General features: G+C 68.0%; 16 protein-coding genes and 1 tRNA gene. 11 read left to right on the forward strand and 6 right to left on the reverse strand.

Annotated features, from left to right (window positions below; all coding sequences use genetic code 11):
- The first annotated feature begins 275 nt into the window (after nt 1-275).
- From map to dapE, 5 genes are read left to right on the forward strand one after another with little or no spacing between them, the layout of a single operon-like run.
- On the forward strand, nt 276-1,052 hold the full coding sequence (map, locus tag LA521A_RS05925; RefSeq protein ID WP_281781404.1) for a type I methionyl aminopeptidase: 777 nt from the start codon (nt 276-278) through the stop codon (nt 1,050-1,052).
- Nucleotides 1,049-3,685 (forward strand): [protein-PII] uridylyltransferase, encoded by a 2,637-nt coding sequence (glnD, locus tag LA521A_RS05930; protein WP_281781405.1) that lies wholly within the window; start codon nt 1,049-1,051, stop codon nt 3,683-3,685. The genes map and glnD overlap by 4 nt, the downstream gene beginning before the upstream one ends.
- Complete coding sequence (dapD, locus tag LA521A_RS05935; protein ID WP_281781406.1) at nt 3,686-4,585, forward strand: 2,3,4,5-tetrahydropyridine-2,6-dicarboxylate N-succinyltransferase; 900 nt, start codon at nt 3,686-3,688, stop codon at nt 4,583-4,585.
- A 4-nt stretch (nt 4,586-4,589) separates the two neighbouring features.
- Nucleotides 4,590-4,958, forward strand: a complete 369-nt coding sequence (locus LA521A_RS05940) for a Spx/MgsR family RNA polymerase-binding regulatory protein (protein WP_281781407.1) — start codon at nt 4,590-4,592, stop codon at nt 4,956-4,958.
- A 1-nt stretch (nt 4,959) separates the two neighbouring features.
- Complete coding sequence (gene dapE / locus LA521A_RS05945) at nt 4,960-6,099, forward strand: succinyl-diaminopimelate desuccinylase (protein WP_281782027.1); 1,140 nt, start codon at nt 4,960-4,962, stop codon at nt 6,097-6,099.
- A gap of 186 nt (nt 6,100-6,285) precedes the next feature.
- Here the strand turns inward: dapE and LA521A_RS05950 are convergent, their stop codons facing one another.
- On the reverse strand, nt 6,286-8,634 hold the full coding sequence (locus LA521A_RS05950; protein ID WP_281781408.1) for a penicillin acylase family protein: 2,349 nt from the start codon (nt 8,632-8,634) through the stop codon (nt 6,286-6,288).
- Nucleotides 8,635-8,966: 332 nt separating this feature from the next.
- Between LA521A_RS05950 and asnB the strand changes: the two genes are divergently transcribed.
- Entirely contained in the window at nt 8,967-10,655 is a 1,689-nt protein-coding gene (gene asnB / locus LA521A_RS05955; protein ID WP_281781409.1) for an asparagine synthase B, read from the forward strand.
- Between the two features lie 118 nt (nt 10,656-10,773).
- On the forward strand, nt 10,774-11,262 hold the full coding sequence (bfr, locus tag LA521A_RS05960; protein WP_281781410.1) for a bacterioferritin: 489 nt from the start codon (nt 10,774-10,776) through the stop codon (nt 11,260-11,262).
- Nucleotides 11,263-11,370: 108 nt separating this feature from the next.
- Here the strand turns inward: bfr and LA521A_RS05965 are convergent, their stop codons facing one another.
- The 3 genes from LA521A_RS05965 to rnk form a co-directional block, all read right to left on the reverse strand.
- A complete protein-coding gene (locus LA521A_RS05965) occupies nt 11,371-12,030 on the reverse strand; it encodes a thiopurine S-methyltransferase (protein WP_281781411.1) in 660 nt (219 codons plus the stop codon).
- A gap of 201 nt (nt 12,031-12,231) precedes the next feature.
- Nucleotides 12,232-14,475, reverse strand: coding sequence for a DNA topoisomerase IV subunit A (parC, locus tag LA521A_RS05970; RefSeq protein ID WP_281781412.1), 2,244 nt, complete (start codon nt 14,473-14,475; stop codon nt 12,232-12,234).
- 81 nt (nt 14,476-14,556) lie between these two features.
- The gene (gene rnk / locus LA521A_RS05975; RefSeq protein WP_281781413.1) at nt 14,557-14,970 is read right to left on the reverse strand and encodes a nucleoside diphosphate kinase regulator; all 414 of its coding nucleotides are present in this window, start codon (nt 14,968-14,970) and stop codon (nt 14,557-14,559) included.
- Nucleotides 14,971-15,219: 249 nt separating this feature from the next.
- On the opposite strand from rnk, the gene LA521A_RS05980 reads away from it, so the two are divergent.
- The 4 genes from LA521A_RS05980 (at nt 15,220) to LA521A_RS05995 (ending at nt 18,890) form a co-directional block, all read left to right on the forward strand.
- Nucleotides 15,220-15,304: transfer RNA gene (locus LA521A_RS05980), tRNA-Leu, on the forward strand.
- 433 nt (nt 15,305-15,737) lie between these two features.
- On the forward strand, nt 15,738-17,063 hold the full coding sequence (locus tag LA521A_RS05985; RefSeq protein ID WP_281781414.1) for an inositol-3-phosphate synthase: 1,326 nt from the start codon (nt 15,738-15,740) through the stop codon (nt 17,061-17,063).
- A gap of 19 nt (nt 17,064-17,082) precedes the next feature.
- Entirely contained in the window at nt 17,083-17,967 is an 885-nt protein-coding gene (locus LA521A_RS05990; RefSeq protein ID WP_281781415.1) for a glycosyl hydrolase, read from the forward strand.
- Nucleotides 17,964-18,890, forward strand: coding sequence for a hypothetical protein (locus LA521A_RS05995; protein ID WP_281781416.1), 927 nt, complete (start codon nt 17,964-17,966; stop codon nt 18,888-18,890). Before LA521A_RS05990 ends, LA521A_RS05995 begins: the two co-directional genes overlap by 4 nt.
- Here the strand turns inward: LA521A_RS05995 and LA521A_RS06000 are convergent.
- Nucleotides 18,868-20,232, reverse strand: a complete 1,365-nt coding sequence (locus LA521A_RS06000; protein ID WP_281781417.1) for a Coenzyme F420 hydrogenase/dehydrogenase, beta subunit C-terminal domain — start codon at nt 20,230-20,232, stop codon at nt 18,868-18,870. The two genes, LA521A_RS05995 and LA521A_RS06000, sit on opposite strands and share 23 nt — an antisense overlap.
- Entirely contained in the window at nt 20,229-21,296 is a 1,068-nt protein-coding gene (locus LA521A_RS06005) for a polysaccharide pyruvyl transferase family protein (protein ID WP_281781418.1), read from the reverse strand. Before LA521A_RS06005 ends, LA521A_RS06000 begins: the two co-directional genes overlap by 4 nt.
- Nucleotides 21,297-21,347: the final 51 nt, after the last annotated feature.

Genomic DNA, 21,347 nt, shown 5'->3' on the forward strand with positions numbered 1-21,347 from the left:
GCCGGGGGCGAGGGTTCCGGGGTTGGGCCTCCCCGCAGCGTTCGTGGCCGAAACCTCGCCATTGATGGCTTGGTCACCCCGGCACGACGTGTGGCTGCGGGTGTGTATTCGCCTGCGTCCCGGACGGGGCCGGTGCGCTCTCGCCCTGGCGTGGGCGGTCAGGATCGGACGAAGCCGGTCGCTGAGCCGCGGGATTGTAGCCGTAACAGTGCGTTACGGGCAACTTCGGGCGTCCGGAAAGCCTGAACGGACCGCGGATGGGCCATAATGCCTGCATGCCCATCACCATCAAGACCCCCGAAGAGATCGAGAAGATGCGCGTCGCCGGCCGCTTGGCCGCCGAGGTGCTCCAGGTCGTCGCGCCGCACGTCAAGGCGGGCGTGACCACCGAGGAACTGGACCGCATCTGCCACGATCACATCGTCAACGTGCAGAAGGCGATCCCGGCCAACGTCGGCTACAAGGGATTCCCCAAGACCGTCTGCACCTCGGTCAACAACGTCATCTGCCACGGCATCCCGAGCGAGGCCAAGGTCCTGAAGGACGGCGACATCGTCAATATCGACGTCACCGTGATCAAGGACGGCTGGCACGGCGACACCAGCCGGATGTACGTCGTCGGCACGCCGTCGGTCATGGCCAAGCGCCTGGTAGAGGTGACCCGCGAGGCCATGTTCCGCGGCATCCGCACGGTAAAGCCGGGCGCGACGCTCGGCGACATCGGCGCGGCGATCCAGCAGTACGCCGAAGCCGAGCGCTTCAGCGTGGTGCGCGAATACTGCGGCCATGGCATCGGCAAGATCTACCACGAGGATCCGCAGGTCCTGCATTACGGCCGCAACGGTGAGGGGCTGGTGCTCAAGCCCGGCATGACCTTCACCATCGAGCCGATGATCAACGAGGGCACGCGCTACACCAAGCTGCTGCCCGACGGCTGGACCGTGGTCACCAAGGACCGCAAGTTGTCCGCACAGTGGGAGCACACCGTCGCGGTGACCGAGGACGGCGTGGAGATCCTCACCCGCGTGCCGGGCGACGACAACGATCTATGAACGAACTCCCCGCCGCCGTCGACGAACCCTCGGCGGCGCAGGGCAGTGCCGATCCGGCCGCGTCGATCCGCGCGGCCATCGCCACGGTAGATGCCGGCCTCGCCAAGGCCTTCGACAGCGACTCCAACGCCGACATCGACCGCCTGCTTGCCGCGCGCGCAGGCGCGATGGACGCGCAGGTGCGCGCCGCATGGAAGGCGTGCATTCCGGACGACGCACCGCTGGCGTTGTTCGCCGTCGGCGGCTACGGCCGCGCCGAGCTGTTCCCGCAATCCGACGTCGACCTGCTCGTGCTCGCCGAACCCGACGCGCAGGCCGCGCACGCCGAAGCGCTGGCGCGTTTCGTCGCGCTGCTGTGGGACGGCGGCGTGCCGGTCGGCCATGCGGTGCGCTCGCCGATGCAGTGCACCGAAGCGGCGGCCGACATTACCGTGCTCACCGCGATGCTGGAAGCGCGCCCGCTGATCGCGCAGGTCGAACACCTGCACGCGTTGCAGGCGGCGATCGCCCCGAGCCTGGTGTGGCCCGCGCGCGAGTTCTTCGCCGCCAAGCGCGAGGAACTGCGCCTGCGCCACGCGCGTTACGAAGACACCGCCGACAACCTCGAGCCCAACCTGAAGGAAGGCCCCGGCGGCCTGCGCGACGTGCAGACGCTTCGCTGGATGGCGTTGCGCATCGTCGGTACGGGCGACCTGGAATCGCTCGTCGCCATCGGCCAGTTCGGCGCGGACGAACTGGCCACGCTCGAGCGCGAACGCCGCGCGCTGTCGCGCCTGCGCTTCGGCCTGCACCTGGTCGCCGGCAAGCGCGAGGAACGCCTGCGTTTCGATTACCAGAAAGTGCTCGCCGAACGCCTGGGGCATGTCGACAACGCCGACAACCTCGCCGTCGAGCAGATGATGCAGGGCTTCTATCGCAGCGCCGCGCTGGTGCTGCGCATCGGCGAGCGGCTGCTGCAGCGTTTCGAGGAACAGATCGAAGGCGAAAGCACGCCGGTCGCGATCGACCACGCATTCGAGTTGCGCCGCGATTACCTGTGCGCACGCGATCCGCACTGGCCGCGCGATGCCTACGACGTGTTCGCGCTGTTCGCCGTCTGGGCCTCGCACGACGCCGTGCGCGGCCTGCATTCGCGCACGGCGCGCGCGCTGGCCGAATCGTTGTCGCGCGTGCCGGCGTTCCAGCAGGCCGAGCCGGCCTTGCGCGAGCGTTTCATCGCGCTGCTGCGCGGCCCGCATCCGGTGCACGCGCTCGAACGCATGGCGCGCCTGGGCGTGCTCGGGCGCTGGATTCCGGCCTTCGCGAAAGTCTCCGGCCGCATGCAGTTCGACCTGTTCCACGTGTTCACGGTGGACCAGCACACGCTCGCGGTCCTGCGCAATCTCGCGCGCTTCGCTTCGGGCATCGCCGACGAGCGCTTCAGCATCGCGCATGAAGTCTGGCCGCGGCTGCGCAAGCCGGAACTGCTGCTGCTCGCCGGGCTTTTCCACGATATCGGCAAGGGGCGCGGCGGCGATCATTCCGAACTCGGCGCCGAGGATGCGCGCATCTTCTGCAGCACGATGGGCCTGTCGCAGGCCGACGGCGCCCTCGTCGAATGGCTCGTCCGCCAGCACCTGCTGATGTCGGTGACCGCGCAGAAGCAGGACATCGCCGATCCCGAGGTCATCCATCGCTTCGCCGGCAAGGTCGCCGATCGCGAACGCCTCGATCATCTCTACCTGCTCACCTGTGCGGACATCGCCGGCACCTCGCCCAAGTTGTGGAATGCGTGGAAGGATCGGCTGCTGGCCGATCTCTACACCGCCACGCGCCTGGCGCTGCGACGCGGCCTGGAACATCCCGTCGCCGGCGACGAGCGCGCGAACGAAACCCGCGACGCCGCGCGCGCGATGCTCGCCACGATGGGCATCGGCGACGAACAGGTCGACGCGCTGTACGCGCGCATGCCGCAGATCGGTTTCGAGCGCGGGCGTCCGGACCAGATCGCGTGGCAGGCCGCTTCGCTGCGCGGCGTCGACGTCGGCCAGACGCGCGTTCGCGCGCGTGCGCTGGGCGAGCATTCCGGTGCGCTGGAAGTCTTCATCCATTCGCCCGATCGCGACGGCCTGTTCGCCGCGATCGTCGCGACGCTCGATCGGCTGGGCCTGGCGATCCAGCAGGCGCGCGTGCTCGACGGGCCCAACGGCATGGTGTTCGACAGCTTCGAAGTCGTGCCGATCGACCCGCGTTGCCCGCCGTCGACGGAAGACGTCGAGGGGCGATTGGGCGCGGCGCTCGACGGCGAACTCGAACGCATCAAGCCCGCGCGCCGCGCGCAGCCGCGGCACCTGAAGCATTTCCGCATCGCGCCGCAGATCGGGTTCGACACGCTCCAGACGGAGCAGGGCACGCGCACCATGCTGAGCCTGGTGTGCACCGACCGGCCCGGCCTGCTGGCCGACGTGACGCACGCGATCCGCAGCCAGGGCCTGCGCGTGCACGACGCGCGCATCGCCACCTTCGGCGAGCGCGCGGAGGACGTGTTCCAGATCACCCATACCCATCACGACGGGCGCGACGGCGCGCTCGACGACACGCAAAGGCAGGCGCTGCGCCAGGCCCTGCTCGCATGCCTCGAAGGAGACTGCTGAATGGCTGTACAGAAGAAGACCGCCCGCAAGAAGACCGTTCGCAAGAAGGCCGTGCCGGCCGGTCCGGGCGTCGACGAGCTGAAGTTCATGGTCGACAGCGCGTTCGAGCGACGCGCGATGTTGACCCTGGACGAGATCGAAGGTTCGACGCGCCCCACCGTGGAGCGCGTGATTTCCGGCCTGGAAACCGGCGAATTCCGCGTCGCCGAGCCCGATGGCGACGGCGGCTGGAAGGTCAACGAGTGGTTGAAGAAAGCGGTGCTGCTGTACTTCCGCGTAAACGACATGCAGGTCGTCGATGGGTATCCCGCGCCGTACTGGGACAAGGTGCCGTCGCGTTTCGAAGGCTACGGCGAATCGGATTTCCGCAAGCTCGGCGCGCGCGTCGTGCCCGGCGCGGTCGCGCGTCGTGGCGCGCACATCGGCAAGGACGTCGTGCTGATGCCGAGCTTCGTCAACATCGGTGCGCACGTCGGTGAAGGCACGATGGTCGATACGTGGGCGACCGTGGGTTCGTGCGCGCAGGTCGGCAAGCACTGCCACCTGTCCGGCGGCGCGGGCATCGGCGGCGTGCTCGAACCGTTGCAGGCGAGCCCGACGATCATCGAGGACCACTGCTTCATCGGCGCGCGTTCGGAAGTGGTCGAAGGCGTCGTCGTCGGCCATCACAGCGTGATCGGCATGGGCGTGTTCCTGGGCCAGAGCACGCGCATCTACAACCGCGCGACGGGCGAGATCACCTACGGTTTCGTGCCGCCGTACAGCGTCGTCGTCTCCGGCCAGCTGCCGGCGAAGGACGGCTCGCACTCGCTGTACTGCGCGGTGATCGTCAAGCAGGTCGATGCGAAGACGCGCAGCAAGACCAGCATCAACGAACTGCTGCGCGGGCTGGCGGAGTAACCCGATGGCGACCACGCTCTATGGGCTGGGCAACTGCGACACCTGCAAGAAGGCGCGCAAGTGGCTGGAGCGCTTCGGCGTCGCGCATGCCTTCGTGGATTACCGCGATCAACGCCAGGCGCCCGAAACGCTGCTGGAATGGAAGGACAAGCTCGGCGGCTGGGACGCGATGATCAACAAGTCGTCCACGACGTGGCGCACGCTGCCCGACCACCGCAAGACCCCGGGTTCGGATGCCGAATGGAAGCTGCTGCTGACGGAATACCCGCAGCTGATCCGCCGCCCGGTGGTGATCACCGACGACGGCGCGATCGCGCAGGGGTTCAGCGACAACGGCTTCAAGAAGCGGTTCGGAGTGGGCGCCCTTGGCTGATCTGGACGCTGCAGGCGACGTCCTCGCGCTCACGCGCGAGCTGATCGCGCGCCCGTCGGTCACGCCCGACGATGCCGGTTGCCAGGCGCTGATCGCGCGCCGACTGTCCGCAGCGGGTTTTCGCTGCGAATCGCTGCGCTTCGGCGACGTCGACAACCTGTGGGCGGTCCACGGCAGCGACGGCCCGACGCTGGTGCTGCTGGGCCACACCGACGTGGTGCCACCGGGGCCGCGCGAATCGTGGAGCAGCGACCCGTTCGTGCCCGAAATCCGCGACGGCGTGCTGTACGGTCGCGGCGCGGCCGACATGAAGGGCAGCGTCGCGGCGTTCGTCGTGGCGCTGGAGGACTTCGTCGCCGCGCATCCGGATCATCCGGGCCGCGTCGCGTTGCTCGTCACCTCGGACGAGGAGGGCGATGCCGTCGACGGCGTGCGCCAGGTCGCCGAGACGTTCCGCAAGCGCGGCGAGCGCATTGACTGGTGCGTCACCGGCGAGCCGTCGTCGAAGGCGGTGCTGGGCGACCTGCTGCGAGTGGGACGTCGCGGCACGCTGTCGGCGACGCTCAACGTGATCGGCGTGCAGGGCCACGTGGCATATCCGGAAAAGGCGCGCAATCCGATCCATCTGGCGATGCCGGCGCTGAGCGAACTGGCCGCGCGGCGTTGGGACGACGGCTTCGAAACCTTCCCGCCGACGAGCCTGCAGATCAGCAACATCCACGCGGGCACCGGTGCCAACAACGTGATTCCCGGCGAACTGCAGGCGCTGTTCAACCTGCGCTTCAACCCGAACTGGCGTGCCGAGCAGCTGGAGCGCGAGTGCGAGGACGTGCTGCGCCGCCACGGCCTGGAGTACACGATCCGCTGGCATCGCGGCGGCGAACCGTTCTACACGCCGGAAGGCCCGCTGCGCGCCGCGGCGCGTTCGGTGCTGGGCCGTTACGGTGGTGGTGTTCCCGAAGAAAGCACCGGCGGCGGCACGTCGGACGCGCGCTTCATCGCGCCGCTGGGCGCGCAGTGCATCGAGATCGGCCCGGTGAATGCGAGCATCCACAAGGTCGACGAGAACGTCGCCGTCGCGGATCTGCAGCGCCTGCCGGGGCTGTATCGGGAATTGATCGAGCGGATGCTGCTCGACTGAGTATCGCGGGGCTGTTGTAGCCCGGGTAAGCGAAGCGCACCCGGGAGCTGTCACGTCTGAACCCGGGTGCGCTTCGCTTACCCGGGCTACAAATGCCCGAGCGACGAGATGCCCGGGAAGTGCTGGCCCGCATCCCGGCCTTCGCCGGAATGACGCCCAAGGTGGATGTCGCGGTTATCGCCGGGACTACGGTTTACCCGGCACCAGCCTCATCGTGTAACGCGTCTGCCCCGGCAGGAACGGCGTCGCACGTCCGTGCACCCAGTCGTCGTGCCCCGCGCCCCAGAACGGCGACATCGGATGGCCGCTCTGTCCGCCTGGCATGTGGATGATTCCATCGGCCTCGTGCCCCGGCGACACCACCATGCGCTCGGACGCGCCGAAATCCGGTCCCTGCACGCGCGGCATGCCGCTGTCGCCGGGCAGCTCGTCGGCGGGCATGCACAGTTGCGGCTTCAGGAAGCCCGGCAGCGCACGCGACAGCGGATGGCAGATGCGCGCGGTATTGCGCTCGCCCCACGTGCGTTGCGCGATGGGCCCGTCCTTCGCCAACTCGTCGCGCACTTCGCGCGCGGCGTCCTCGAACAGCGCGTCCCACGTCGCGAAGCGGCGCGGCAGCAGGTTCGCCGGACGCTGTGTCACCAGCGGCCACGCGACGCCCTCGAAATGCGAGAGGTTCGGCATCTCGAACGCCTCGCCCATCGCGGCGTGCGCCGGTGCGGTCAGGCCATCCAGCAAACGATCGTGCACCGCCAGTCGCCACGCGCGCACGATGCGATAGCTCGCCGAATCCGTACTCGCGCGACCCTGCCACGTCGATGCGGCCGCCGCGAGTTCGTGCAGCGCCGACGTTTTCTGCGCGCCGTCGCGCTCGCGCAGCAAGGTCCACCAGCGCTGCAGGAACAACGCGCGATCGTCGAGCTGGATCGCGAGCAGGTCGCGTTCCGCGAAACGGTCCTTCGCGAAGAGGTCGTCGCGGATCTGCCGCGCGCGCGCGCCGTTGGCGTAGCCGCCGTCGCCCACGCGCGCCAGCAACGCGCCATCGACCACGCGCGAATTCGCCGTCCACAGGCGCTGCACCGTGCCGATCGGCAGCATCGTGCCGTGCGCGGTGGTGATCGGCCACGGCGCGCAGGCCTCGGGCTCGACGACCTGCGTCGCGTCGCAACCGGCGCCGCGCTGCGGCATCGGGCCGAGCAGGCGCCAGGTGATGCGGCCCTGCGAATCGCCGATCGCGAGGTTCTGCGCCGGGATCGCGGTGCGATCGGCCATCGCGAGCGCGTCGTCGAGCGAGCGCGCGTGCAGGAATTCGGCCAGACCGAGGTTCATCGAGCCGGGCTGGTGCGCGATCCAGCGAAGCGCCAGGCCGCTGCCGTCGCGTTCGCGGTGCAGGATCGGGCCCCACGCCGTTTCATCGACGGGGAATTGGACGTCGTCGCTTCCGGCCACGCGGATGATCTCGACGTGGCGCGTCGCGCTGTCGCAGGTCGACTCGCTGCAATCGGCAACGCGTTGCCAGTCGAGCCAGTCGCCGTAGCTGTTGGTGAAGCCCCATGCGACGTGGCCGTTGCTGCCGACCACCAGCGCGGGCAGGCCGGGCAGGGTGAAACCGTTGGCGTCGACGCGACCGCCTTGCGCGCGCGCATCGGGATAACGCAACCGCGCCCGGAACCAGATGTTCGGCGCGCGCAGGCCCAGGTGCATGTCGTCGGCGACGATCGCGCGGCCGTCCGCGGTGAGCTGGCCCGACACCGCGAAGTTGTTGCTGCCGACTTCCGGGCGCTCCGGCACGTCGGCGGGGTTCGCGTTCTCCTGCATCGGCAGGCTGCGAAGATCGACCGTCGCCGCGTCGGGCAATGTCGCGTCCCCGCGCGGGCGACCTGCGACCGGCGCATCCCAGCTTGAGCCGTCGTGCGACAGCAAGGCGAACAGCGCGGCGGGCAGATGCGGGCGCAGGCGCCACATCGCCAGTTCGCGCTCGTTGCGCGCATCCTGCAGGTCGAAGTACATCGCGTAGCCGGTGAGCGCCGAGTCGGCGAGCGTCCACGGTTCCGGCTCCGCGCGCAGCAGCAGGTACGGCCACGGACGCACCTTCAGTGCGGCGCGCCCGGCGTTCACGCCGTCCACGTACGCCTGCGCCATCGCGCGCTTGTCGCCGAGGATCGCGTCCATGTGCTGCGTCACGCGTGCGCGCATGCGGTGCACGCGATGTCGCTTGTCGACGTCCACCGCGACCGGCCCGAACAGCGCGGCGAGTTCGCCCGCGGCCGTGCGCCGCAGCAGGTCCATCTCGAAGTAGCGCTCCTGCGCGTGCACGTAGCCGAGCGCGCGCATGGCGTCGTTCTCGTTGGCGGCGTCGACCGTCACCACGCCGTTGCCGTCGCGCTGGATCGTCACGGCTGCCGACAGGCCGGGCAGCGCGAGTTCGCCGTCCAGTCGCGGCAGGCTGCCGCGCATCAGCCACCAGCCGACGAGCACCGCCACCAGCAGAACCACCACCAGCGCGACGAGCACGCGCGCGATCCACTTCCTCATGGGCCTGTCGCCTGTGTGTTTCCCCGCGCCGAGCTTATCCGATGAACGGCGGGCCCGGCGTGCGCCTGCCCCTTGCAAGCGGCGCCGCGGGCCGGCAGGATCGACCCATGTCTTCCGTCCAGGCCACTGCCTACGCCGCCCATGCCGCCTCGCGCGGTGGCGCGCCCGTGCAGGGCCTGAACAACAACAACCGCAATAACGCCAGCCTCCCGCGGGCCGGTGATTAGCGCGTTGTAACCGCACTAAGCACCCACGAAGCCCGCGCCGGAAAGCGCGGGCTTTTTCGTTTGTCCGCCCCTGAAGAAAAGCCTCTAGCCCACGGAGTCATCGTTATGTGTTCGATCCTCGGAATATTCGGCCTCCAACCCGGCGACGATGTGCAGGCCCTGCGCCGGCACGCGCTGGAACTCTCCCAACGCCAGCGCCATCGCGGCCCCGACTGGAGCGGCGTGCACCTGGACGACGGTGCGATCCTCGTGCACGAGCGCCTCGCCATCGTGGACCCCGCCGGCGGCTCGCAGCCGTTGCACTCGGCCGACGGCGACCTCGCGCTCGCGGTGAACGGCGAGATCTACAACCATCGCGAACTGGAACAGTCGCTGGCCCAGGATTACGCGTTCCAGACCGGCTCGGATTGCGAGGTCATCAACGCGCTGTATCGGCAGCGCGAGGACATCGGACAGTGGCTCAACACGCTCAACGGGATCTTCGCCTTCGCCTTGTGGGATCGCGCGCGGCAACGGTTCGTCATCGCGCGCGATCCGATCGGCGTGTGCCCGCTGTACTGGGGGCACGATCGCGACGGACGCCTGTGCGTCGCCTCCGAAATGAAGGCGCTGGCCGACACCTGCGCGGACGTGGCGCAGTTCCCGCCGGGCCATTACTACGACAGCGACGTCGACGAACTCGTGCGCTACTACGAGCGTCCGTGGCGCGAGCATGCCGCCACGGACGGCGTGGAGGTTTCCCGGCAGGAGCTGCGCGAGGCGTTCGAACGCGCCGTGCATCGCCAGCTGATGAGCGACGTGCCGTACGGGGTGCTGCTGTCGGGCGGGCTGGATTCCTCGCTGGTCGCCGCCGTGGCCGCGCGATTCGCGCGCAAACGCATCGAGGACAACGACACGACCGAGGCGTGGTGGCCGCGCCTGCATTCCTTCGCCATCGGGCTGGAAGGCTCGCCCGATCTCGCCGCCGCACAGGTCGCGGCGAAAGCCCTCGGCACGGTGCATCACGGGTTCACCTACACGTTCGAGGAAGGCCTGGACGCGTTGCCGGAAGTGATCCGGCACATCGAAACCTTCGACGTGACCACGATCCGCGCATCGACGCCGATGTTCCTGCTCGCGCGGCGCATCAAGGCGATGGGCGTGAAGATGGCGCTGTCGGGCGAGGGCAGCGACGAGGTGTTCGGCGGCTACCTGTACTTCCACAAGGCGCCCGATGCGCGCGAGTTCCATGCCGAAACCGTGCGCAAGCTCGACGCGCTCCACAACTACGATTGCCTGCGCGCGAACAAGTCGATGATGGCGTGGGGCGTGGAGCCGCGCGTGCCGTTCCTCGATGTCGAATTCCTCGACGTGGCGATGCGCATGGACGCCGCGCACAAGATGGTGCGTCCGGGCCCGGGGGGGCGGCCGATCGAGAAGGCGATCCTGCGCGAGGCGTTCGAGGGCTACCTGCCCGACGAGATCCTGTGGCGCCAGAAGGAGCAGTTCAGCGATGGCGTCGGCTACGGCTGGATCGATGGCCTCAAGGCGCACGCGCAGGCGCAGATCAGCGATCGTGTGTTCGCGGCCGCCGCGAGCCGTTTCCCCGTGAACCCGCCGCAGACGAAGGAAGCGTACCTGTACCGGCACCTCTTCGAGCAGTTCTTCCCGGGCGTGGCCTGCGCGCAGACCGTGCCGGGCGGCAAGTCGATCGCGTGCTCGTCGCCGGCGGCGATCGCGTGGGATGCGGCCTTCGCGAAGATGGCCGACCCGTCGGGACGCGCCGTTGCAGGGGTGCACGAGGCGGCGCTCTGATCGGCGGCGCGGCGGGCTGCGCTCGTGGCCCGCTGCGAAAGTCAATGCGACTGATTCTGATTAGGACGCGGCGCGGCGCGATCGGGCACCCTATGCGCCTTGCAAGGAGGTTTCCCCCATGAAAGGCCATCCGGACGTCGTCGACTACCTGAAGCAGCTTCTGCGCGGCGAACTCGCCGCACGCGACCAGTACTTCATCCATTCCCGTCGTTACGAGGACATGGGGCTGCAGTCGCTGTACGAGCGCATCGACCACGAGATGCAGGAAGAGACCGAGCACGCCGACGCGCTGCTGCGCCGCATCCTGTTCCTGGAAGGCGATCCGGACATGCGCCCGGAGCCGTTCGTCGCCGGCCATACGGTCGAGGAAATGCTGCAGCGGGACCTGGAAGTGGAATACCGCGTGCGCGCCGCGCTGGCCGAGGGCATGGCGCTGTGCGAGCGCGCCGGCGATTTCGTCAGTCGCGAAATCCTGCGCGTGCAGCTGCAGGACACCGAAGAGGACCACGCGCACTGGCTGGAGCAGCAGCTCGGGCTGATCAGGCGACTGGGGATCCAGAATTACCTGACGGCGCGGTTGGCGCAGAAGGCGACGTCGGCGGAGTGAGGTCGCTCTCTTCTTCGCCCTTGTAGCCCGGGTAAGCCAAGCGCACCCGGGGGCTGTCACGCTCACCCGGGTGCGCTTCGCTTACCCGGGCTACAAATGCAGGCAGTGTCAGCCCTTGTGCGTAAGACGATAGACCGACGTGTACAGCGCGGTCACGCCTTCATCGACGAACCTCGGCTGCGTATCGAGGATGTCGCGACGCTCCAGCGTTTCGACATTCCAGTCGCGTCCATACAGCTCGCGCACTTCTTCTTCGACCACGCTGAAAGGCGGGCCGGCCTTCTCGTGCTGCGGGTATTCCAGCGTGACGAGCAGGCCGCGGCAGTGCGACGGAAGGCGCGCGTAAAGCTCGTGCACGTAGCGGCGGCGAAGGTCGGCCGGTAGCGCGATCAGCGCCGCGCGATCGAAGACCGCGCCGCACCCGGCGAGCGCCGCCTCGTCCAGGCCGAACGCATCGCCGCAGATCAGTTCGATGTCGCCGGCGCGGAAATGCGTGCCGTACTTCGATTCGCTGATCTCGGGCGTCACGCCGTGTCCGGCGAAGAACGCCTCGATCGCGATGCGCGACAGTTCCACGCCCAGCACGCGATAGCCCTGCGACGCGAACCACGCCATGTCGAGCGACTTGCCGGCGAGCGGAACGAACACCTGCGTCCCCGGTTCAACGCCGAGGGATGGCCAATGCTTGAGCATCAGCGGCGTCGGTGCGTCCTGGTGGAAGCCGATCTGGTTGTCGGCCCAGCGTTGATGCCAGAAGTCGGGATGCATGGTTCGTCCTTGCTGGAGCGGCGGCAGCGTAATGGCATCCCACCCACCCGTCGCCCCGGCGAAGGCCGGGATCCGGGCTGTGGAGGTGCCAGTTCTCGTGTTGCCGCTCTCGTAACGTTGTGAGCCTGGATCCCGGACTTCGCCGGGATGACGGTGATATGGGGGGCTCGTTGCCGGGGAATGAAGCCCGCGCTGCGCGCCTTACTCGACCCCCAGCCCTTCCACCTTCTGCCACCCGCGCGGCAGCAGCCCGCCACGCGTTGCCCGCGCGCCGAGGTAGGTGTCGAGGTCCTTGAACGACAGCGACATCGTGCGTGCGCCCGATTTCACCACCAGCGTGCCGCCCGGCGACACGACGGCGACGGCGACCACGCGTTCGGTGCCGAGCTTCGCCTTCGGGATGTCGATGAGCTTGTTGCCCTTGCCCTTGTCGAGTTCCGGCAGCTCACCGACCGGGAACGTCAGCAGATGGCCGACGTTGGTGACCACCGCGATGCGATCCTGCTCGACGCTGCCGACCGCCGCCGGCTGCACGACCTTCGCGCCCGGCGTGAGCGAGAGCATCGCCTTGCCGGCCTTGTTGCGGCCGGTGAGGTTCTCGAAGCGGGTGACGAAGCCGTAGCCGTGGCTCGACGCCAGCACGAAGCGGGTGTCGTTCTCGCCGCTGGCGAGCGCCTGGAACGACGCGCCCGGCGCCGGCGAGAAGCGGCCGGTGAGCGGTTCGCCGTTGCCGCGCGCCGACGGCAGCGAATGCACGACGGTCGAATACGCCCGGCCCGTCGAATCCAGGAACGCCACCTGCTGCGTGCTGCGGCTCTTCGCCGACGCCAGCAGTTCGTCGCCTTCGCGATAGCTGAGCGATGCGGCATCGACGTCGTGCCCCTTCGCCGCGCGCACCCAGCCCTTCTCGCTGAGCACGACGGTCATCGGCTCGCTGGCGACCAGTTCGGTTTCGCTCAGCGCCTGCGCCGCACCGCGCGCGACCAGCGGCGAACGACGCGCGTCGCCGAACTTCTTCGCATCGGCCAGCAGTTCGTCCTTCACCAGCTTCTTCAGCTTGGCGCGGCTCTCCAGCGTGGCGACGATGCGTTCGCGCTCGGCCTTGAGCTCGTCCTCCTCGCCGCGGATCTTCATCTCCTCCAGGCGCGCGAGCTGGCGCAGCCGGGTTTCGAGGATGTAGTCGGCCTGGTCCTCGCTGAGCTTGAAGCGCTTCATCAGGACGGGTTTGGGCTCGTCCTCGGTGCGGATGATGCGGATCACCTCGTCCAGGTTGAGGAACGCGACCAGCAAACCTTCCAACAGATGCAGGCGACGCTCGACCTTGTCCAGGCGATGCTTGAGGCGGCGCGTCACCGTTTCGGTGCGGAACGCCAGCCATTCGGTCAGCAGCGCCTTCAGGCCCTTGACCTGCGGGCGGCCGTCGCGACCGATGATGTTGAAGTTGACGCGGTAGCTCTTCTCGAGGTCCGTCGTCGCGAACAGATGGCCCATCAGCTGCTCGGCGTCCACGCGGTTGCTGCGCGGCACCAGTACGATGCGCGTGGGGTTCGCGTGGTCGGATTCGTCGCGGATGTCCTCCAGCCACGGCAGCTTCTTCGCGCGCATCTGCGTGGCGATCTGCTCGATCACCTTGCCCGGCGAGGTCTGGTAGGGCAGGGCGGTGATGACCAGGTTGCTGCCGTCCTTCTCGTACACGGCGCGGGCGCGCACGCTGCCCAGGCCCGTCTCGTACATCTGCTGGAGGTCGGCCGCCGGCGTGATGATCTCCGCCGCGGTCGGATAGTCCGGGCCGCGCACGTGCTCGCACAGGTCGCGCGTGGTGGCGTCGGGATCATCGAGCAGCCGCACGCAGGCGCTGACGACTTCGTTGAGGTTGTGCGGCGGCACGTCGGTGGCCATGCCGACCGCGATGCCGGTGGTGCCGTTGAGCAGCAGGTGCGGCAGGCGCGCCGGCATCCACGAGGGTTCTTCCAGCGTGCCGTCGAAGTTCGGCGTCCAGTCGACGGTGCCCTGGCCCAGTTCGCCCAGCAGCACTTCGGCGATCGGCGTCAGCTTCGCCTCGGTGTAGCGCATGGCCGCGAACGACTTGGGATCGTCGCTGGAACCGAAATTGCCCTGGCCTTCGATCAGCGGATAGCGGTACGAGAACGGCTGGGCCATCAGCACCATCGCCTCGTAGCACGCGCTGTCGCCGTGCGGGTGGTATTTACCGATCACGTCGCCGACGGTACGTGCGGACTTCTTCGGCTTGGACGCCGCGTTCAGTCCCAGCTCGCTCATCGAATAGATGATGCGGCGCTGCACCGGCTTGAGCCCGTCGCCCAGGAACGGGAGGGCGCGGTCGAGCACCACGTACATCGAGTAATCGAGGTAGGCGCGCTCGGCGTACTCGCGCAGCGGAATCTGCTCGAAGCCGTGGAATGCCGGTCGGACGGTATCGTTCATTTAAGCGGTACGGGCCAGGTGAGTCGGAATGCGGGGATTCTAAAGCGGCGCGTGCGGCAGCGGCCCGGCGCGCCGCACGGTTCAGCGATGCAGCTCGCCGGCGGCTTCGGGCTGGTAGCGGATCGACAGCACGCGCAGGCGGATCGTGCGCCCGCCGGGCAGCGGCCATTCAATCGAATCGCCCACGTGCAGGCCGAGCAGCGCGCTGCCCACCGGCGCCAGGATGGACACCTTCTCGGCGCTGCCGTCGGCATCGCGCGGGAACACCAGCGTGAGCTCGCGCTCCTCGCCGCTGGTTTCCTCGACGAAACGGGCGGTGGAGTTCATCGTGATCACGTCCGGCGGCATCTGCGCCGGCTCGATGATGGTCGCGCGTTCGAGCTCGGCCTCCAGCGCGGAGGTGTCGACGTTCTGCGCGGCCGGGGATTCCAGCAGCGACTCGATGCGCTCCACATCCAGGCGCGACATCAGCAGCGGGGGCTTGGGGTCGGACATTGCAAATCTCCAAAGCAACGCGGGCGCCGCACCGGGTGCGTCGCCCGCAGAGGAAAATGTCCGGCGACCATAGCCCCGAGCGGTCGGGGCTTCAAGCCGACAATGCCGAACCGGCCGGTTCGGACGGGTCCGGGCGGGGGCATCGGGGCGGGGGCGCATCGAAAGTGAAAATTTTCGTGACGAGACGTTGACAAGGCGGTCCTCGCACCGCAACATACGCGGCCTCGCTCGGCGAAACACCGAAGCGATGCCCAGGTGGCGGAATTGGTAGACGCACTAGTTTCAGGTACTAGCGGGTAAAACCGTGGAGGTTCGAGTCCTCTCCTGGGCACCAACTGATCTTGCTGGACACAGCACGCTGAATGGCCTTCGGGCCCGGCACAAGAACCCGCGCATCGCGCGGGTTTTTTGTTTTCCGGCTTTCCGGTGTGCGAGTCCGAAGCCCCTGGCCGGCGTGGCATCCCCCGATGGGGCGTGGGGCTGGAAGGGCGGCCCGATGTCGCAACGGGGCCTGCAGGAAACCGGCGAGCACTCGCGTCGAAGTACGCAGTGCTTCCGACGCGCATCCGCGCCGATGCGTTCCGCCGTCGCGGCAACGACGCATTGCATCCCTCGCGATCGCGCGTCTTCTTGTTCTTCCGCAACCGCCGCGCATCTTCTTCATCATCATCAACCGCCGTGCGCGTGAACGTCTCTGAACGTTCGTTTCACGGTGACATACCTGCGCGCTCGCAAGCTGAGGTCGTCCTTCGAAACGGCCTCACCTCATGCGCACTGGAATCGATTCGCCCGACGGCCGCCTCGGCATCGTGATGCCGGGCCTGGGCGCGGTGGCCACGACCTTCATCGCCGGCGTCGAAGCGATCCGCACGCATGGGGCGTCACCCGTCGGCTCGCTCACGCAGATGGGCAATCTCCGGCTCGGCAAGCGCACCGAAAACCGCTGCCCGCGCATCCGCGACTTCGTGCCGCTCGCGCCGCTGGACGACATCGCGTTCGGCGGCTGGGACGTCTACGACGACAGCGTCTACGAATCGGCACGCAACGCGCGCGTGCTCGATCCCGCGCTGCTCGATTCGGTGAAGCAACCGCTCGATGCGATCAGGCCGATGCCCGCCGTGTTCGATCCGGCGTTCGTGCCGAACCTGGAAGGACGGCACGTGAAACCCGAAACGCAGGCGATGGCGCGCGTGGCGGCCGTCGTCGAGGACATGCGCCGTTTCCGCGAGGAAAACCGGTGTTCGCGGCTGGTGATGGTGTGGTGCGCGTCCACCGAGAAGTACCTGGAATGCCAGGACGTGCACGCCACGCTCGACGCCTTCGAGCAGGGGCTGCGCGACAACCATCCGGCGATCGCGCCATCGATGATCTACGCGTACGCGGCGATATCCCAGGGTATTCCCTTCGTCAACGGTGCGCCGAACCTCACGTGCGACATTCCCGCGCTCGTCGAACTCGCGCTGAAAACCGGCACGCCGATCGGGGGGAAGGACTTCAAGACCGGGCAGACGTTGATGAAGACGATCCTTGCGCCTGGCTTGCAGGCGCGCGCGCTCGGCATCCGCGGCTGGTTCTCGTCGAACATCCTCGGCAATCGCGACGGCCTCGTGCTCGACCATCCGGACAACTTCCGCACCAAGGAAGTCTCCAAGCTCGGCGTACTGGAAGACATCCTGCGCCCGGAACTGAGCCCTGAACTTTACGGCGAGCTCTACCACAAGGTGCGCATCAACTATTACCCGCCGCATGGCGACAACAAGGAAAGCTGGGACAACATCGACATCTTCGGATGGCTGGGCTATCCGATGCAGATCAAGATCAACTTCCTGTGTCGCGATTCGATCCTCGCCGCGCCGATCGTGCTGGATCTTGCGCTGTTCATCGATCTGGCCAAGCGCGCGGGCATGTCGGGCATCCAGGAGTGGTTGTCGTTCTACTTCAAGTCGCCGCAGACGGCGCCCGGCCTGCGTCCGGAGCACGACATCTTCCGCCAGCTGATCAAACTGCAGAACACGCTTCGCCACCTCATGGGCGAAGACCTCATCACGCACCTGGGCCTGGACTACTACCAGGAACTGGTCGAAGCGCTTTGACGCAGGCGGATGCGCGACCATGATCGAGGCGGTGAAGTTCTGGAACGAGCCCAACAACAAATCGCACTGGGATCTCGAGCTCGATCCCGAGTGGCGCCTCTACGCGCAGATGGTGAAGAGCGCGGCGCAGGCGGTGAAAGCCGAGCGGCCGGACGTCCTGCGCGTGCTCGGCGGCATCTCGCCGATCGATCCCGCGTTCGTCACGCGCTTGCAGGCGCTGGAGGCAACTGCCGATCTCGATGCCGTCGCGGTGCACGGGTTTCCGCTGGATTGGAACCTGTGGTCGATCCACGACTGGCGCGAGAAGATCGCTGAAATCGAGGCTGTGACGCAATTGCCGGTGTGGGTGACGGAAGTGGGCGTGTCGAGCTTTGGCGCGGAGGAGGTGCAGGAGTTCGGCCTGCGCCGCACGGCGGAACTGCTGTGCGGTCGCGTCGATCGCATCCACTGGTACAGCCTGTACGACCTGCCCCGCGCCTGGGAGGCCACGACGCGCCACCGCGAAGCCGAGGGCTCCTCGTACTACCGGCATTTCCACATGGGCCTGCTCCGCGAGGACGGGACGCCCAAGCGCGCGCTGGAGCAGTTCGCGCAGTACACGCCGGAAATCGGCATCTGCCAGTGGTTCCATTTCGAAGACCATCGCCTCGACGACGCTGTCGCGTGGTTGCAGCGGCTGGGCGTACGGCGCCTGCGCACGGGGTTGAGCTGGGCCGATCATCTGCGCCCCGACGCGGAGCGCTGGTTCGATCGCATGATGCGCAGGCTCGAAGGGTTCGACCTGACGATCACGTTCTGCTTCACGCCTGAATCCAAGGGATTGCGGCCGCACCACACCAGTCCGCCGCAGGATCCGGTCGAATTCGCCGACTTCTGCGCCGCGATGCTGCGGCGCTATGCGTGAGCGCGCTGGTGTCCGCAACGCCGGACGCGTGGCTCGAGCACATGCGCGCGGGACGCTGGGAACATGCCTGGCGCGTGAAGGATGCACAGCTGGAAGCGCGCCGCGACGAACCATGCTGGCATTGGCCGCGCCACGAGCAATACGTGTGGAACGGAGATCCGATCGACGGCCGGCGTGTGCTGGTGCGCTGTTATCACGGGCTCGGCGACACGATCCAGTTCATCCGCTACATGCCGCTGCTGCGCGAGCGTGCGCGCGAAGTCATCGTGTGGGCGCAGCCGAACCTGCTTGCGTTGCTGGCGCGAGTGAACGGTATCGATCGTCTCCTGCCATTGCACGAGGGTGCGCTTGAAGCCGGTTTCGACGTCGACCTCGAGATCATGGAGCTGCCGCATCTGTTCCGCACGACGATCGACTCGATCCCGTCGCGCGTCCCGTACCTGCATGCCTCGCCGCTGCCGATGCCCCACGACCGCAGCCGGGTGGCCGTCGGCCTGGTATGGAAGGCGGGCGACTGGGATGCGAGGCGCTCGATTCCCTACGCGACGGTGCGGCGGCTGTTCGCGGTGGGCGGCATCGACTGGTTCATCCTCCAGCCCGACGCGCGTGAAGCGGGGTGGCCCGGCGATGCGGGGCAATGGCCGGGCGAGCTCAACCTGCTCGATCATGCGCGCGCCCTGCGCGCGATGGACCTGCTGATCACCATCGACTCGATGCCCGCGCACATGGCCGGCGCATTGGGTGTTCCGGTATGGACGCTGCTCACGGACGATCCCGACTGGCGCTGGATGCTCGATCGCGACGACAGCCCGTGGTATCCGACGATGCGTTTGTTCCGGCAGCGCCGCAGCGGCGAGTGGGGCGAGGTGATCGATCGCGTGTCCGCGGAGCTGTCCGGTTTCATCCAGGCCCGAGCCGGTTGACGAGCGCGCCGAGGCGGCCGCGCCGGTACGCGAAGGCGTGGTACACGGTAAGCGCGACGCGCGCCCACACCAGATAGATCGCGCGAATGCGCGTCGCTCGCGCGATACCGAACATGCGATGGCTCCAGCGCGACGTGCCCGCACGCAAGGCGTAGATCCGGCGGCGTTCGGGCGTGGCGGCGTTGGCGTCGGGCGGAACGCGTTTGGGGGGCGCGTCGGAACGCTTCGACAGCCGGTACGAAAGCCCTTCGCGCCGCTGGCGCAAGCCGGCGGCCTGAGTTGCCGCAACGAAGGCGGCGTCCACCTCGTCCAGCGCGATGCGGCCCGCATCGCGGGCGTAGCGCAACATGCCGTCGAGCTCACGCGTGCGCACGACCACCACGTTGTGTCCGCGCCAATCCGAGGAGTACGGCTCGACCCATGCATCGCCGAACGAGATGTCCGCCGTTTCGGCCATCACGTCGTCGCACAGGTTGCACGCGGCGTCCATGAAGAACCCGGCGCCCCAGTCGCCATCCACCAGCGGCCACCAGTCGCGGCCGAGCGTGCGGCCGTCGCGCAGCTGTATCCGCGCGTGATACTGGTTCGCCGCGCGATCCGGGTGCTTGCGGCGGAAGTCGACGTGCCGGATGTCGTCGCCGTTCGCGCCCATCTGCCACGCGAGGCTTTCGGCGAAGCGCGCACTTTTCATATGACCGCAGAACAGGCCCATCGTGTGCACGATGCGTTCGCGAAGCTGCGGATGGCGGCGTCGCATCAGCTGCACCGCTTTCACAAAGCAGGGAATGCCGACGACGGCATAGCGCCCGGGTTCGTCGAGCATGGTGCGCAGGGCAGCCGACATCTCGACGGGGTAATAGCGCGAGCCTGCACCGCGGCGCACGTCGGTTTCGCTGCGCGATAGCCGGTAGTCGAACAGGCGACCGCTCGCTTCGGGGTCCTCGCAGGCGTGCACGTGCGCGACCGCGTCGACGCGACCGCTGCGCAGCAGCTCGCAGGCGACCCAGCTGACGAGTCCGCCTGAACTGCCGCGGTCGCGATAACCGCCTTCAATCGCATGACCGACGTAGGCGGCGACGTACCGGCCCGTCGCCGCGTCGTGCGCTGGCGCGTCAGCAAAGAGGCTGGCGGCGAGTCGATCCTCGTCCGGCACGCAGGAGGCGAACGGACAGGTCTGCGCGACGATGGCTGCGGCGTCCCGATCCCACCTGCGCGAGCCAACCGGCCTGATCTGTCCATAGCGATCGAACTGCATGCCCGCGCCGTGCGACTGCGCCACGCAGCCGCCGCAGCCGATGCAGCGCCCCGAGCGCACCATGCGGCGAGGCCCCGGCGCGCTCATGCAGCCACCGGCGCATTCAGCGCCTCGCGCAGGATCTCGCGGGACGCCGAACGCAACGATTCGATGCGCGATTCGATGCCCGCTGCGAGCGGCTTGTCGAGCAGGCGCGAGATGCCCTGCATCGCGCTGGACGCATCGACCAGATGCCGTTCACCGCCGACCTGCCGCATCAGGCATCGGAGTTTCGTGCCGCGATACCACGACGCCTCGCACGCGAACGGTCGCTGGAAACGCAGCGCGAACACGCAGCCGTGGAAGAACGTCGTCGCCACCGCGCCCGCGTTCGCCATGAACGCGGCGAACTCATGCGGACCGGCGTCGATCCATTGCCGGTCCGCCCAGTCGTTGCGGTAGCCGATACTCACCACCGGCCAGCCGCGACGTCGCGCCCATGCGTGGACCGAACTCGCAAAGCCGGGAGAGAAGCCGTGGCCGTACAGCGCGACGTAAGCGTGCTCTTCGGGACCGCGCCAGGATTCGTCACGCGCCGGAGGGAACGCAAGGCAGGGGTCGAGAACGACGGGTACGTCCGTTCCCAATGCGCGGCTCACGATCGAACGCGATGCCTCGTCACGCACGCATATCGCATCGAAGGCGCGCAGCCGCTGCGCCCACGCGCGGTCGAGTCCGCCGGATTCGTCGTGATGCCCGAAGCTTGCCGCGTACGCGACCATGAGCGGTGCCTTCAGGCCTTCGCCGTAGAAGATGGGAACGCGCCCATACCAGGGATGCGACAGGTTCCAGACTTCATCGCTGCCGACGACGACCGCGTCGAACTCCGGCATGCGCTCGGGCGCGTCGAGCGGAAAGCGCGGCGACCTCGGCAGCGCTTCGAACGCCTCGAAGAAGCGCGATACCTTGCGCCGGTATACCGCGCGATCGCCCCGTTGTCCGGGCACCGGACGCAACGCGCACTTCCACTCGGCGCGATCCACACGCCCGCTTGCGTGATCCAGCAGCACGGCGTCATGGCCAAGCGAGCGCAAGCCCTCGAGCAGGCAACGCGCCTGCCAGTAGCTCCCGTAATTGATGCAGCGATGGAAGGTGAGTACACCGGTCTTCACGGACCCGTCCCCGCAATGTGTCGAATCTGCAGCGGTCGCGCCCGCTCGTGC

This window comes from Lysobacter auxotrophicus, assembly GCF_027924565.1.
GTDB lineage: Bacteria > Pseudomonadota > Gammaproteobacteria > Xanthomonadales > Xanthomonadaceae > Lysobacter_J > Lysobacter_J auxotrophicus.